Source organism: Methylobacterium nonmethylotrophicum (assembly GCF_004745635.1).
Classification (GTDB): Bacteria; Pseudomonadota; Alphaproteobacteria; order Rhizobiales; family Beijerinckiaceae; genus Methylobacterium; species Methylobacterium nonmethylotrophicum.
On record NZ_SRLB01000010.1, the window covers coordinates 124124 to 138162 of the forward strand.

The 14039-nt window shown below is 69.7% G+C and carries 12 protein-coding genes and 1 pseudogene; 8 read left to right on the forward strand and 5 right to left on the reverse strand.

Annotated features, from left to right (window positions below; genetic code table 11):
- Positions 1-27: 27 nt before the first annotated feature.
- Positions 28-681 (reverse strand): TetR/AcrR family transcriptional regulator, encoded by a 654-nt coding sequence (locus EU555_RS15110; protein ID WP_135415475.1) that lies wholly within the window; start codon positions 679-681, stop codon positions 28-30.
- 135 nt (positions 682-816) lie between these two features.
- On the opposite strand from EU555_RS15110, the gene EU555_RS15115 reads away from it, so the two are divergent.
- From EU555_RS15115 to EU555_RS37715, 7 genes and pseudogenes are all read left to right on the forward strand, one after another.
- Entirely contained in the window at positions 817-2061 is a 1245-nt protein-coding gene (locus EU555_RS15115) for a metal-dependent hydrolase family protein (protein WP_135415476.1), read from the forward strand.
- A 357-nt stretch (positions 2062-2418) separates the two neighbouring features.
- Positions 2419-2625, forward strand: coding sequence for a hypothetical protein (locus EU555_RS15120; RefSeq protein WP_135415477.1), 207 nt, complete (start codon positions 2419-2421; stop codon positions 2623-2625).
- Positions 2626-2919: 294 nt separating this feature from the next.
- Entirely contained in the window at positions 2920-3375 is a 456-nt protein-coding gene (locus EU555_RS15125) for a hypothetical protein (protein ID WP_135415478.1), read from the forward strand.
- A gap of 102 nt (positions 3376-3477) precedes the next feature.
- The gene (locus EU555_RS15130; protein ID WP_135415479.1) at positions 3478-4428 is read left to right on the forward strand and encodes a ketopantoate reductase family protein; all 951 of its coding nucleotides are present in this window, start codon (positions 3478-3480) and stop codon (positions 4426-4428) included.
- 60 nt (positions 4429-4488) lie between these two features.
- On the forward strand, positions 4489-4728 hold the full coding sequence (locus EU555_RS15135; protein ID WP_135415480.1) for a dihydroxy-acid dehydratase domain-containing protein: 240 nt from the start codon (positions 4489-4491) through the stop codon (positions 4726-4728).
- 9 nt (positions 4729-4737) lie between these two features.
- A complete protein-coding gene (locus EU555_RS15140; protein ID WP_135415481.1) occupies positions 4738-5184 on the forward strand; it encodes a hypothetical protein in 447 nt (148 codons plus the stop codon).
- A gap of 264 nt (positions 5185-5448) precedes the next feature.
- Positions 5449-5994: pseudogene (locus EU555_RS37715) on the forward strand (dihydroxy-acid dehydratase); the annotation flags it as partial.
- A 57-nt stretch (positions 5995-6051) separates the two neighbouring features.
- Here EU555_RS37715 and EU555_RS15150 read toward each other — a convergent pair.
- Positions 6052-7047 carry an alpha/beta fold hydrolase gene (locus EU555_RS15150; RefSeq protein ID WP_135415482.1) on the reverse strand — a complete coding sequence of 332 codons (996 nt, stop codon included), beginning with the start codon at positions 7045-7047 and terminating at the stop codon, positions 6052-6054.
- 183 nt (positions 7048-7230) lie between these two features.
- A complete protein-coding gene (gene secA / locus EU555_RS15155; protein ID WP_135415483.1) occupies positions 7231-10101 on the reverse strand; it encodes a preprotein translocase subunit SecA in 2871 nt (956 codons plus the stop codon).
- Between the two features lie 245 nt (positions 10102-10346).
- Between secA and EU555_RS15160 the strand changes: the two genes are divergently transcribed.
- Positions 10347-11582: an ABC transporter substrate-binding protein gene (locus tag EU555_RS15160; protein WP_135415484.1), complete on the forward strand. Its 1236-nt coding sequence runs from the start codon at positions 10347-10349 to the stop codon at positions 11580-11582.
- A 98-nt stretch (positions 11583-11680) separates the two neighbouring features.
- Here the strand turns inward: EU555_RS15160 and phbB are convergent, their stop codons facing one another.
- Both phbB and EU555_RS15170 read right to left on the reverse strand, forming a co-directional pair.
- Positions 11681-12409, reverse strand: coding sequence for an acetoacetyl-CoA reductase (gene phbB / locus EU555_RS15165; protein WP_135415485.1), 729 nt, complete (start codon positions 12407-12409; stop codon positions 11681-11683).
- Positions 12410-12599: 190 nt separating this feature from the next.
- Positions 12600-13781 (reverse strand): acetyl-CoA C-acetyltransferase, encoded by a 1182-nt coding sequence (locus EU555_RS15170; RefSeq protein ID WP_135415486.1) that lies wholly within the window; start codon positions 13779-13781, stop codon positions 12600-12602.
- Between the last annotated feature and the right edge of the window lie 258 nt (positions 13782-14039).

The window sequence follows — 14039 nt, forward strand, 5'->3', positions numbered from 1 at the left end:
CACGCTTGTCCCCGGACCGGCTCCGGCTCACGCCACCGCCTCGCGGAAGCGCGGGCCCGCGAAGGCGGCGTCCCCGGCCTGCCCGCTGATCAGTTGCGGCAGCACCGCCTTCCAGGCCTCGATCAGGTCGCGGTAATAGTCGGGGTCCGGCCGCAGCACCGTCTGCACGCCCATGCCGCGCATCAGGTTCACCGTCAGGTTGAGGATGATCCGGGCCTCCCGCGGCGGCCGGGTTTCGGCGTCGCAGAACTCGGTCCAGATCGCGTCGAGGGCGGCGTGGAAGCGCTGCACCACCGGGATCAGGCATTGCCGCAGGGCGGGATCGTTGCGCGCCTCGGTGATCATCTCCATCGAGAGCTGGAAGAACCGGCCGGAGAAGAGCTGCCACAGGAACTCGACGAAGTCCGACAGAGGCAGCGCGCCGCTGCGCACGTCCCGCGACACCGCCTTGATCTCGGCGGTGCCGTCGGCGAGCAAGGTTTCCAGCGCTGCGAGCACGAGGTCGGACCGGGCCGGGAAATGGTGGAGGAGCGCCCCGCGCGAGACCTTGGCGCGCGCGGCGATCCGCTGCGTCGTGGCGCCGTGGTAGCCGACGGCGTGGATCTCATCGAGGGTGGCGCGCACCAGCCGCTCGCGGGTCGCGAGGCTGCGCGCCTGCTGCTGGCGTCCGGTCTGCGGCACCTTTCCTCCGGGGAGCTGCCGGCGCGGGGCGCCCGCGAAAAAAACAAGCTTGCCTGCTTTTTTCCCGCTGTCCAGTGTGCCGCTCCGATCCGCGCGCCCGTCCGGGCCCGCCCCGCACCCGAAGGGATCGCCCGCATGAGCGCCGACCTCGTCCTGTTCCGCAACGCCGCGATCCTCGACGGCACCCACGACCACGCCCTCGAGGGCCACGACGTGCTCGTGGAAGGCGGCACGATCCGGGAGGTCTCGGACCGGCCGCTGACCGCATCCTCCGCCCGCGTGATCGACCTCGCCGGGCGCACGCTGATGCCGGGCCTGATCGATTGCCACGTCCACGTCATCGCGACGATCCCGGACCTCGGCGCCAACGCGGACCTGCCGGACTCCCTCGTTGCCCTGCGCACCGCCAGGATCATGCACGGCATGCTGATGCGCGGCTTCACCACCGTGCGCGACCTCGGCGGCGCCGATCACGGGCTGGTCATGGCCGTGAAGGAAGGGCTGATCGCGGGGCCGCGGCTCGTGATCTGCGGCAAGGCGCTGTCGCAGACCGGCGGCCACACCGACTACCGCGGCCGCTACCACGCCCGGGACGTGAGCCATTACGGGACCAAGCTCGGCGCGATGGGCCGGGTCTGCGACGGGGTCGACGCGGTGCGCCGGGTGGCGCGCGAGGAGATCAAGGCCGGGGCCGACTTCATCAAGATCATGGCGAATGGCGGCGTCTCCTCGCCGACCGATCCGATCGCCTTCCTGGGCTACTCGGTCGAGGAGATGCGGGCGATCGTCGAGGAGGCGAGCAACGCCCAGACCTATGTCGCCGCCCACCTCTACACCGACCAGGCGATCCGCCGGGCGGTCGAGTGCGGGGTGATCTCGGTCGAGCACGGCAACCTGGTGCGGCCTGAGACCGCGCGGCTGATCCGCGACAAGGGCGCCTACGTGGTGCCGACCAACGTCACCTTCGACGCGCTCGCGCGTGAGGGCGCCTCCTTGGGGCTCCCGCCGGCCTCGGTCGCCAAGATCGAGGACGTGCGCGAGGCGGGGCTCTCCGCCCTCGAGACCCTGCACGCGGCGGGCGTGATGATGGCCTACGGCACCGATCTCCTCGGCGAGATGCACCGCCACCAGTCGGAGGAGTTCGTGATCCGCGGCCGCTGCCTGCCGGCGATCGAGGTGATCCGCTCGGCCACGATCAATGCCGCCAAGGTCGTGCGCCTGGAGGGCAAGGCGGGATTGGTGGCCCCCGGCGCCTTCGCCGACCTGATCGTGGTCGATGGCGATCCCCTCGCGGACCTCTCGCTCCTCACCGGCCAGGGCCGGCACATGCCGGCGATCATGATCGACGGCCGCTTCGTGAAGGACGATCTCGCGGCGTGAGGTCGCTCGACCCGCGGCACCGTCCCGAGCCTCGCCGCGCAGGCTCCGGGCGGGGCGAGAGGGGGCCTCCGTCCTGCACTCTCCGTCTCCGGACGGGGCAGGGGAAACCCAGACTCGGTGCGCCTGATCTGGCAGGGCCGCGGTGAGACTGGCGCGCCATGCGCCCGCCCGACGCAGCCGACGACCGGATGAATCTCCGACCCGTTCGTCGGCGTGAGGGCAGGTCCCGCCCTTCGGCGGAACTGACGATCGCATTACAAAATGTTAGTTCTTAACCAGGAGTATCGTGCAGTCAGTCCGCAATCGCACCGAAGGTGCGGGAGACGTGCATCCGCGAGCCCCCGAAAGCCTACGGTCATGAATGATGAAGCACAGCAGGTCGTCGTCGCGGTCTCCCGGCTGCTTCAGGTCCAGGTCATCGACAGTGGGAGGACGCTCGCCATGCGCCTCGAAGCGGCGGACGGCCGCGAGCTGGCCGTGCTCGTGCCGCGCCTCGTTGCAGACGACCTTCGCACGCATCTCGTCGACACGCTGGACTCCGCCGCGCACCTCTCGAATTCCTGAAACGGATCCGCCGGCGAAGCGGATCTCGAGCGTGTCGCGGACGGCGATACCGTAAGGGCCTTCGCTTCGGAGCTTGCTTGACTCCCTCGACAGGAGGAACCCCCTCGACGGCATCCCGGGGTCTCGACGTCGTCGAGCCCCGGTACGGCGGTGAGAGGTGTCGACGTCCGCGCGACTACAGGCGTTGTGCGTCAAACAGGCTCTTTCAGATCCGGAAGGACAGATTCGGCGAGGGGAGCCGGCCACCCGTCCGGCGGCGTTGTCGCCGCCGCCCACCCCGCCTACGCTCATGGCATGGACGATCCGACCGCTTCCGCGCACCGCCCGACGGCTCCGGCCGCCGCAGCGTCCTTCGCATATCGGACCGCCTGCGCGCTGCTGGCCTGTCTCGCCGCCGGCGTGCCGGCGGGCGCGCAGGATGACGGTCTCGCCGCCCGTCCCGCCTTCTCGCGGGCCGAGGAACCGGCGCGGCGGCCTGCGACCTGCGCCGACCTCCCCGGGCAGCTCGCCGGGCTGCCGGCGCCTTCGACGCGGATCGACCTGTCGATCCAGGACGCGCTGACCCTGGTCCAGACCGACGGCGCCCTCTGGTACCTGGCGGTGTGCCACTCGCCCGCGGTGCGGGTCTTGTGCATCACCTACGCGCGCAACGGCATGCAGGCGGGCGAGCGCGTCGTCCTCAGGGGCGGCTACAATCGTCAGGACGAGACGCATATCGTCCTCGATCCCTGCCTCGCCGCGCGGCCTTGAGCGGGGTCCTTTCGGGCATGTCGCGATCGGCGCGTCCGCGATAGGGTCGCCCGAAGGCCGCGCGCAGCCGCGGCCCGGCAGGAACGGACCGGGAGGACGAAAATGGCCAAGGTCGCGATCGTCGGCTGCGGTGCCATGGGGTCGGTCTACGCGGCGCTGATGACGTCGGCCGGCCACGCGGTGCACGCGGTCACGCTCTGGCCCGATCACGCCGCGGCGATGCGCGAGAAGGGCCTGCGGGTCGAGGGCGCGAGCGGCGACCGGACCGTGCGCCTCGCAAGCGCCGGCACCACCACCGAGGGCATCGGTGCTTGCGACCTCGTCATCATCGCCACCAAGGCCTTCGACGTCGCGGCGGCGGCCCGGTCCTGCGCGCCGTTGATCGGGGAGGCCACGGTCGTCCAGACGATCCAGAACGGGCTCGGCTCGCCCGAGACCGCCGCGACGGTCATCGACCCGGACCGGATCGCCGTCGGGGTGGTCGGGGGCTTCGGCGCGTCGATGCGCGGGCCCGGCCACGCCCACCACAACGGCCTCGAGATGATCCGCTTCGGCGCCTTCGCGGGACTCCCCCGCGCGCGCCTCGAAGCCTCGGCGGCGGTGTGGGAATCGGCCGGGTTCACGGTCCGCCTGTTCGACGATATCGGCCGGATGGTGTGGGAGAAGCTGATCATGAACGTCACCTTCTCGGGCACCACCACCCTCACGGGCCTGACCATCGGCGGGGTGATGGCGGATCCGGATGCCTGGCAGGTGGCGCAGGCTTGCGCCCGGGAGGCGATTGCGGTGGCGGGCGCCATGGGGATCGCCCTCGATGTCGGCGACCCGGTCGAGCACATCCGGCGCCTCGGCGGCAAGATTCCGGACGCGCGGCCCTCGATGCTCCTCGACCACCGGGCCGGGCGGCGCGGCGAGGTCGAGGCGATCAACGGGTCGATCCCGCGGCTCGGGCGCGCGCACGGCGTGCCGACCCCGGTCAACGCCACGGTGGTGGCCCTCATCAAGGCGCGCGAGGCGCTCCTGCCGCCGACCGGCGAGTCCTGTCCGGTCTAGGCCGGCGGCACCCGATCGGCCGTCGATCGCGGAGGAGCTCCGCGACGTCGAGGACCATGCATGCCCGGGAGCTGGGCCTGCGGCGGCCAGTTCACCACCAACACGATGGCGACCGCCTGCCAGATGCTCGGGATCTCGCCGATGGCCGCCAACGACATCCCGGCCAGCCACGCCGACAAGGCGCAGTCCACCCTCAGACAAGCTAGAATCCGCCCACAGGCAGTTGCTGCGCATCCCTGGTTGGGTGGGCGGATCGGTCGCAGGGAGCGCAGCGGGGTCTGCGAACTCGGCGTTCAATAAGGATGACACATGCAGCAAGTGAGAGCCGAAATGCCGCATATTTCGTATCCTGCGCTTCTTTGGCGGGAGGGATACATCTATTTGGCTACAACTCCTCTTTCACTCTGCGCCTATCCGCGCTCACTGTTCAACGAAGCCGTGCAGCGCGCGCGCAACGGCGAGTTTCACTTAGTAGATGCCGATGGTCGATACTACGATATTGTAGACTTGACTGTAATTCCTCCATTTGGCGGACTCAAGAGCATTCCATATCGACTGTTATGGTCAATATTCTCCGTCCCCGTGCTGGCGAACGAGTCGAAGTTGTCTGTGCCGAAATTCAAGATGACTGTCGCCTGTGCCGTCAGGGGTCGATATCGCTACGACACAGATAAATATCCGGCCGTTCAAGCAGTTCGGAAACTGCGTGCGGCGGAGTCGTACCGAGCTGCAATCGACGCTGTTCCTAAGTTGTAGCTTCATGAGTGTTCGCCCATTGGGGCAGGCCTCGCGACAAGGGGCCAGGTCTGGCTCGTTCTCAAACCGGAGTCGGGAGGACAGGCTCGACGGCCTGTCCCTCGACCAGGCCTCAGGCGGCCCGCGCCTGATCGCGCGCTATCACTGGTGGGGCGACGACGGGCTGAACCTGCAGGCGCTCAACACCGACACCATCGATCCCGCCCAGACGCAGCGTCAGCGACGACCAGGCCGGGCGGCTGGTGGGGACGCTGGTCCCTGGGGGTGCAGGGCTGGAGCGGCGACGCGGTCGAAGACACCGCCCGGGCGCCCGAGTCCGAGGGCCAGACCATCATCCGCACCGCCGACGACCCCTCCAAGGGCGGCGTCGGGTTGGTGCTCCTGGGCGGCAAACTCGCGCCGGGCGGCGCGGCGATGAAGATCTCCGGCCAGATCAAGCACCTGCCCGAGGGCCCGGCGCGGGTCTTCGAGCGCGAGGTGAACGCCTTCGCGGCGATCACGGACGGGAGGATCGCTCCGAACGACGTGTTGGTACGGCGCAACGAGGGTCCGCGGGGCGGGCCCGGGACGCGCGAGATGCCGCTTGTGACCGGCACGCTCCAGGGATCTGGCCTCTGCGGGCACGTGGCGATGATGACCGACGGCCGCGTCTCCGGCGCGACCCACGGCTTCGTCATCGGCCACGTCGTGCCCGAAGCGTTCGAGGGCGGACCGACCGCAGCGATCCGGGACGGCGACGAGGTCACGGTCGATGTGGATGCCGGCCTCGACGTGGTGCCGAGCGACGACGAGATCGCCTCACGCCGCGTCCGGCCGACACGCGCGGCGCGGTCACCGACCGGGACGGACCGGAGGCGGGCTGAGGGTTCACGCCGCGAGGAAGCGCGTGACCGCCGGCAGGTCCTCGAAATGCGGGAAGGCCCCCGTCGGCAGCCGGGCGACGGTCCAGTTCGGGCGGCGGGCGAAGCGCGGAAGGTCGCGGTAATCGACGAAGTCGCCGCGCGTCCCGTGGATCACCCGGACCGGCAGCGTGAGCGCCTCGTAGAGCGCGGTCGCATCCGTCGGGAAGAGGTGGCCGGCGATGAACGAGAACGGGGCGTGCTCGGCGCCGGGCTGGTGCGCCGAGGCGTAGCCGTAGTCGAGCAGGCCCTCGTCGATGTCGCGCGAGCCAAAGGTCTTCTCGAGGAAGAACCGCATGCTCGGGCGGCTGACCAGGGCGTCGAACAGGGCGCGGCCCCAGGGCGGCCGGTCCAGGGCCGCGAACAGCCCGTCCTTGCCCCGGTGACCGCCGGGCGGAGAACGGCCGGAGAGCCGGGCGTCGAACCCGGTCGGGCTGATGAGCGCGAGGCTGCGGAAATCCTCCGGGCGTTCGAGGGCCGCGCGCGCGAGGTACTCGGCCGAGAGCGACAGCGCGAGGGCGTCGAGGGCGACGCCGCCGTGGCGCCGCCGGATCTCGGCCGTGGCGGTATGGATCGCCTCGACCATCAGGCCGGGCGTGTAGCGGCGCCGGCGGCGCTCGGACGCGCCGAAGCCCGGCAGGTCGAGGGCGTAGACGGGCCGTTCTCCGCGAAAATGCAGGTAGAGCGGGCGCACCTCGTAGGCGCTCGCCGCGGCGTTGACCGAGTGGACGAGGAGCAGGGGAGGGCCGTCCCCCGTCGCGTTGCCGTAGAGCGCGACGACGCCGGCCGCACTGTCCAGCTCGTCGAGAGGATCCGGCAGGGCCCGCGGCAGCGGCACGCGGTGGTCGACGGCGAAGCGGCTATAGGCGAGCCACGCGCCCGCACCGCCGAAGGCCGCGAGGCTCAAGACCTTGGCGGCCTGTCGCGCCAGGAGCGGCAGGACGGAATGGGGCCGATGGGCCATGGGCACCTCGCGGACATCGTGCCGGCACAACGTGCCGCGCGGCGCAAACGTTGCCCCCGGTCCTGAGCCGCCACGTCCTCGTGCGCGCCGTCGTCCCGTGCGGGATCCGCGACCGACCCGGCGCAGCGTCACCCGATGAGAGGAAGGGGCGACCGGACGATCCGGCCGCCCCGAGGCCGCGCCTCACGCCTCGGCGGCGTAGCGCCCGTGGCAGTGCTTGTACTTCTTGCCCGAGCCGCAGGGGCAGGGCTCGTTGCGGCCGACCCGGCCCCAGGTCGAGGCGTCGTCGGGGTTGCGCTCCAGCACCGGGGCATCGGCGGCGAGCGCCTGGCCGGCGAACTCGTAGGCGCCGCCCCCGCCGCCGGCCGTCCCTTGCGCGAAGTCGAACTCGTTCTCGCCGGTGACCGGGTCGAGGTGCTGGGCGAACATCGGCGGCAGGCCCTGCGGCTCGGGTTCCTGGTACAGGATCTCGACCCGCATCAGCTGGCCGGTGACCTGCTCGCGCAGGTTGCCGACGAGGCCGTTGAACAGGTCGAAGGCCTCCGACTTGTACTCGTTCAGCGGGTCGCGCTGGGCGATGCCGCGCCAGCCGATCACCTGGCGCAGGTGGTCCAGGGTGACGAGGTGCTCGCGCCACAGGTGGTCGAGGCTCTGGAGCAGCACCTGCTTCTCCACGTAGGCCATCACCTCCGGGGTGTTGCGGGTCACGCGCTCGGCATAGGCCTCGTCGGCGGCCTTGCGCAGGCGCTCCCGGATCTCCTCGTCGGCGATGCCCTCTTCCTTCGCCCAATCCTCGACCGGCACGTCGAGGTTGAGGTCGCGGGTCACGCTCTCGCGCAGGCCCGCGATGTCCCACTGCTCCGGATAGGCGTCCTCGGGCACGTGGCGCGCCACCACGTCGTCGATCACGCCCTGGCGCATCTCGTCGACGGTGTCGCGCACGCTCTCCTGGGCCATGAACTCGCGGCGCTGCTCGAACACGACCTTGCGCTGGTCGTTCATGACGTTGTCGTACTTGAGCACGTTCTTGCGCATGTCGAAGTTGCGCGCCTCGACCTTCTGCTGCGCCTTGGCGATCGCCTTGTTGATCCAGGGATGGATGATCGCCTCGCCCTCCTCGAGCCCGAGGCGCTGGAGCATGCCGTCCATGCGGTCGGAGCCGAAGATCCGCATCAGGTCGTCCTGAAGCGAGAGGTAGAACTTCGAGCGGCCGGGATCGCCCTGGCGGCCGGAGCGGCCGCGCAGCTGGTTGTCGATGCGCCGGCTCTCGTTGCGCTCGGTGCCGACGATGTAGAGGCCGCCGGGCAGAGCCACTTTACGGCCGGCGGCCGGGTCGGCGGGCTCGCCGGAAGCGAGCACCTTGGCGCGGTTCTGCTCGATCTCGGCCTTGAGGCCCGCGATGCGCGCGTCGCGCTCCGGCCCCTCCGGCACGCCGGCGAGCTCCTGCTCGATGCGCATGTCGAGGTTGCCGCCGAGCTTGATGTCGGTGCCGCGGCCGGCCATGTTGGTGGCGATGGTGATCGCGCCGGGCACGCCGGCCTCGGCCACGATGTAGGCCTCCTGCTCGTGGAAGCGGGCGTTCAGCACCGCGAAGCGCTTGGTCACCCGGCCCTCGCGGGCCGCCGCGTAGACGTCCTCCAGCGCCGACGGATCGCTGTAGTCGAGCGGCTTGTAGCCGTGCTTGACCAGCAGGCCGGCGAGGTGCTCCGAGCGCTCGATCGAGCCGGTGCCGACCAGCACCGGCTGCAGGCGCGAATGCGCCTTGTCGATCTCCTGGATGATCGCGGCGTATTTCTCGTCGACGGTGCGGTAGACCTCGTCGTCCTCGTCGACGCGCTCGACCGGCTTGTTGGTCGGGATCTCGACCACTTCGAGGTTGTAGATCTCCTGGAACTCGTCGGCTTCCGTCGAGGCGGTGCCGGTCATGCCGGCAAGCTTCTTGTAGAGGCGGAAGTAGTTCTGGAAGGTGATCGAGGCGAGCGTCTGGTTCTCGGGCTGGATCGCCACCCGCTCCTTGGCCTCGAGGGCCTGGTGCAGGCCCTCCGAGTAGCGCCGGCCGGGCATCATGCGGCCGGTGAACTCGTCGATGATCACCACCTCGTCGTTGCGGACGATGTAGTCCTTGTCGCGGGTGAACAGGGTGTGGGCCCGCAGCGCCTGGTTGACGTGGTGGACGAGCGTGACGTTGTGGGCGTCGTAGAGGTCGCCCTCCTTGAGGAGGCCGGCCTCGCGCAGCAGCTCCTCGATGTGCTCGTTGCCGTTCTCGGTCAGCGAGACCGTGCGCTGCTTCTCGTCGAGGTCGTAATCCTCGCGCGCGAGGCTCGGCATGATCGCGTCGATGGCGGTGTAGAGGTCGGAGCGGTCGTCGATGGGACCTGAGATGATCAGCGGCGTGCGCGCCTCGTCGATCAGGATCGAGTCGACCTCGTCGACGATCGCGAAGTTGTGGCCGCGCTGGACCATCTGGCCCAGCTCGTACTTCATGTTGTCGCGGAGATAGTCGAAGCCGTACTCGTTGTTGGTGCCGTAGGTGATGTCGCAGGCATAGGCCGCCTTGCGCTCGGCGTCGTCGAGGCCGTGCACGATGATGCCGGTCGAGAGCCCGAGGAACCGGTAGACCCGGCCCATCCACTCGGCGTCGCGGCGGGCGAGGTAGTCGTTGACGGTGACGACGTGGACGCCCTTGCCCGACAGGGCGTTGAGGTAGGTGGCGAGCGTCGCCACCAGGGTCTTGCCCTCGCCGGTCTTCATCTCGGCGATGCCGCTCTCGTGCAGCACCATGCCGCCGATCAGCTGCACGTCGAAGTGGCGCTGGCCGAGCACGCGCTTGGCCGCCTCGCGCACCGTGGCGAAGGCCGGCACCAGGATGTCGTCCAGGCTCTTGCCGGCGGCGAGCTCGGCCTTCAGCGCATCGGTGCGGGCGCGCAACGCCTCGTCGGACAGGGCCGCCAGCTCGGGCTCGAGGGCGTTGATGGCCTGGACGCGGGGCCGGTATCCCTTCACCCGGCGGTCGTTGGACGACCCGAAGATCTTCTTGGCGATGGAACCGAGCATCGTGAACCTGCGATCGATCGTAACAGTCTGGGCGCGCGCCGCGGGCGCCTTATAGGCCCATATAGGGAGCCGTGCACCCAAAAGGCACCGGTCGGGCGGGCACGAACCGTGGCCGTGCTGCGAAAGACGGGGGGAGGAGCGGGACCGCGCCGCTTGATTCTCGCGCCGACACCGCCCTACCTGCCAGCCTGCCGAGAGCAGGACAAGGACCGCAAGGGAAACCGACGCGGTCGGGGAGGATGGACATGACACGTTTGCGCCGGGCGCTCGCCCGCACCACCGCGCTCGTCGCCGGCCTGGGCATCGCGGTCGCCGCCCACGCCCAGACCGCGCCGCAGAAGGGCGCCTCCGACGGGGTGGTGAAGATCGGCATCCTCAACGACCAGTCCGGCGTCTACGCCGATTTCGGCGGCCGCGGCTCGGTCGAGGCGGCCAGGATGGCGGTCGAGGATTTCGGCGGCAAGGTCCTCGACGTGCCGGTGCAGATCGTCGACGCCGACCACCAGAACAAGCCCGACATCGCCTCGAACGTCGCCCGCCAGTGGTACGACACCGACAAGGTGGACGCGATCATGGAGCTCACCACCTCCTCGGTGGCGCTCGCCGTCCAGGGCCTGTCGAAGGAGAAGCGCAAGATCACCATCGTGGATGGGGCCGCGACCTCGGACCTCACCGGCAAGCAGTGCACGCCTTACGGCTTCCACTGGGCCTACGACACCCACGCGCTGGCGGTCGGCACCGGCGGCTCGCTGGTCGAGACCGGCGGCGACACCTGGTTCTTCCTCACCGCCGACTACGCCTTCGGCACCGCGCTCCAGGCCGACGTCACCCAGTACGTGACCCAGAAGGGCGGCAAGGTCGTGGGCGCCGTGCGCCACCCCCTGAGCGCCCAGGACTTCTCGTCCTTCCTGCTCCAGGCGCAGGGCTCGGGCGCCAAGATCATCGGGCTCGCCAATGCCGGCCTCGACACCGCGAACGCCATCAAGCAGGCGGCGGAGTTCGGCATCGTCCAGGGCGGGCAGCGCCTCGCGGCCCTGCTGTTCACGCTCGCCGAGGTCCACGGCCTCGGCCTCAAGGCGGCGCAGGGCATCGTGCTGACGGAGGGCTATTACTGGGACCTGGACGACCAGGCGCGGGGCTTCGCCAAGCGCTACATGGCCAGGACCGGCAAGATGCCGAACATGATCCAGGCCGGCACCTACTCGTCGGTCACGCACTACCTCAAGGCCGTGAAGGCCGCCGGCACCGACGACACCGACGCGGTGGCGGCCAAGATGCGCGAACTCCCGGTCGACGACTTCTTCGCCCGCGGCGGCAAGGTGCAGGCCAACGGCCGCATGGTCCACGACATGTACCTGTTCCAGGTCAAGTCGCCGGCCGAATCGAAGGCGCCATGGGACTACTACAAGCTGCTCGCTACGATCCCGGGCGACAAGGCGTTCCTGTCGGCCAAGGCGAGCGGCTGCCCGCTGACGCAGTAGAACCTCGAACCGGGAGGGCCCTGACTGGCTCTCTCGGCGAGCCCCGGGGTGAGACGGAGGGGCGGAAACGGGGGCGTCTCGGGGACGCCCCCACCTCGTCACGCGAAGTACTGGCCGCCGTTGATCGTCAGGGTCGAGCCGGTGATGAAGCCCGCCTGCTCGCCGGCCAGGAACTCGACCGCGCGGGCGATCTCCTCCGCCTCGCCGAGGCGGCCGACCGGGATGTGCGGCAGGATCTTGGCCTTCAGCACCTCGGGGGCGATCGCCTTGACCATCTCGGTGGCGATGTAGCCGGGCGCGATCACGTTGACGGTGATGCCCTTGTTGGCGTTCTCCTGCGCCAGCGCCTTGGCGAAGCCGATCACCCCGGCCTTGGCGGCGGAGTAGTTGGTCTGGCCCATCTGGCCCTTCTGGCCGTTGATGGACGAGATCAGGATGATCCGGCCGAAGCCGCGCGCGCGCATGCCGTCGATGAGCGGGCGGGTGCAGGTGAACATCGAGTCGAGGTTGGTGCGGATCACCGCCTGCCACTGCTCGAAGGTCATCTTGTGGAACATGCCGTCGCGGGTGATGCCGGCGTTGTTCACCAGGACGTCGATCGGGCCGAGCTCGGCTTCCGCGGCGCGGATGCCGGCCTCGCAGGCGGCGGCGTCGCCGACGTCGAACTTGAAGACCGGGATCCCGGTCTCGTCCTTGAAGGCCTGCGCGGCCTCGTCGTTGCCGCCGTAATTCGCCGCGACCTTGTAGCCGGCGTCCTTCAGCCCCTTCGAGATCGCAGCGCCGATGCCGCGCGTGCCCCCGGTGACCAGTGCGACGCGTTCTGCCATGTGCCCTCTCCTGACAAGCGTTCGAGCGATATCCGTCCCTCGGCGCACTTCCTTCGATACGTTACGGAAGGCGGCCGTTCCACAGCGAAGGCGGGTGCTGTCCCGCTTCTGTCGGTATTAACTTGGGAGAAGCGGCCGGGCTCCCGGCCGCCTCTCATTCGATTGAATTTTCAAAGCGCGAGGCGGAGCCTCAGCGCTCGAGACACATGGCGACGCCCATGCCGCCGCCGATGCAGAGCGTGGCGAGGCCCTTCTTGGCGTCGCGGCGCTGCATCTCGTGCAGCAGGGTGACGAGGACGCGGGCGCCCGAGGCGCCGATCGGGTGGCCGATGGCGATGGCGCCGCCGTTCACGTTCACCTTCGCGTCGTCGAAGCCCAGGTCCTTGTTGACCGCGAGCGCCTGCGCCGCGAAGGCCTCGTTGGCCTCGATCAGGTCGAGGTCGGAGGCCTTCCAGCCGGCCTTCTCGAGGGCCTTGCGCGAGGCCGGGATCGGGCCGGTGCCCATGATCTTCGGGTCGACGCCGGCGGTGGCCCAGGACGCGATGCGGGCGAGCGGCTTGAGGCCGCGCCGCTCGGCCTCGGCCGCCGACATCAGCACCAGGGCGGCGGCGCCGTCGTTGATGCCCGACGCGTTGCCGGCCGTGACCGTCCCGTCCTTCGAGAAGGCGGGCTTGAGCTTCGCCATCGCCTCGGGGGTCGCGCCCTCGCGGATGTACTCGTCGGTGTCCACCACCACGTCGCCCTTGCGGCCCGGCACCGTGACCGGGACGATCTCGTCCTTGAAGCGGCCTTCCTTCTTGGCGGCCTCGGCCTTGTTCTGCGAGCGGGCCGCGAAGGCGTCCTGCTCCTCGCGGGTGAGCTGCCACTGCTGGGCGATGTTCTCGGCGGTGTTGCCCATGTGGTAGCCGTTGAAGGCGTCCATCAGGCCGTCCTTCAGCATCGTGTCGACGAGCTTGAGGTCGCCCATCTTCTGGCCGCCGCGCAGGTACTGGGCGTGGGGCGCCATCGACATCGATTCCTGGCCGCCCGCCACGATGATGTCGGCGTCGCCGTTGGCGATCTGCTGCATGCCGACCGCGACGGTGCGGAGCCCCGAGCCGCAGAGCTGGTTGAGGCCCCAGGCGGTCTTCTCCTGCGGGATGCCGGCGGCCATGGCGGCCTGGCGGGCCGGGTTCTGGCCCTCGCCGGCGGCGAGCACCTGGCCGAAGATCACCTCGTCGACCTCCTCGGGGGCGACCTTGGCCCGCTCCAGGGCGGCCTTGATGGCGACCGCGCCGAGCTTGTGGGCCGGCACGGTGGCGAAGGCCCCGTTGAACGACCCGACCGGGGTACGCGCGGCCCCCACGATCACGATATCTGCCTTCTGAGCCATGCGCCTCTCCTCTCGAGCCTCTCCCAGCGTCACGGAGAGCCGCGGCCTGCCGCCGAGGCCGTCGTCCCGCGCGCTTTGGGTTGGATGAAAGCGTTGGCTTGCGGGAAGTCAAGGCGCGCATGGCCGGTTCCGGCGCTGGCAGCGCGACCAGTTTGCGTGGACGGCGCGCAGATTGCTATTTTCGCCAGCACACGAAGGCCTTAAGGTCCGATCATGAGACATGGTGAAAATTCGGCTCGCTCGGCGCCGTCCAGTTCC

What these genes read in the sequence shown, in the direction of transcription:
- EU555_RS15130 (WP_135415479.1), top strand. Translation starts at nt 3,478, where the DNA reads ATGGCCAAGGTCGCGATCGTCGGCTGCGGTGCCATGGGGTCGGTCTAC.
- phbB (WP_135415485.1), bottom strand. Translation starts at nt 12,409, where the DNA reads ATGGCAGAACGCGTCGCACTGGTCACCGGGGGCACGCGCGGCATCGGC.
- EU555_RS15135 (WP_135415480.1), top strand. Translation starts at nt 4,489, where the DNA reads ATGCCCGGGAGCTGGGCCTGCGGCGGCCAGTTCACCACCAACACGATG.
- secA (WP_135415483.1), bottom strand. Translation starts at nt 10,101, where the DNA reads ATGCTCGGTTCCATCGCCAAGAAGATCTTCGGGTCGTCCAACGACCGC.
- EU555_RS15170 (WP_135415486.1), bottom strand. Translation starts at nt 13,781, where the DNA reads ATGGCTCAGAAGGCAGATATCGTGATCGTGGGGGCCGCGCGTACCCCG.
- EU555_RS15140 (WP_135415481.1), top strand. Translation starts at nt 4,738, where the DNA reads ATGCAGCAAGTGAGAGCCGAAATGCCGCATATTTCGTATCCTGCGCTT.
- EU555_RS15125 (WP_135415478.1), top strand. Translation starts at nt 2,920, where the DNA reads ATGGACGATCCGACCGCTTCCGCGCACCGCCCGACGGCTCCGGCCGCC.
- EU555_RS15160 (WP_135415484.1), top strand. Translation starts at nt 10,347, where the DNA reads ATGACACGTTTGCGCCGGGCGCTCGCCCGCACCACCGCGCTCGTCGCC.
- EU555_RS15150 (WP_135415482.1), bottom strand. Translation starts at nt 7,047, where the DNA reads ATGGCCCATCGGCCCCATTCCGTCCTGCCGCTCCTGGCGCGACAGGCC.
- EU555_RS15120 (WP_135415477.1), top strand. Translation starts at nt 2,419, where the DNA reads ATGAATGATGAAGCACAGCAGGTCGTCGTCGCGGTCTCCCGGCTGCTT.
- EU555_RS15115 (WP_135415476.1), top strand. Translation starts at nt 817, where the DNA reads ATGAGCGCCGACCTCGTCCTGTTCCGCAACGCCGCGATCCTCGACGGC.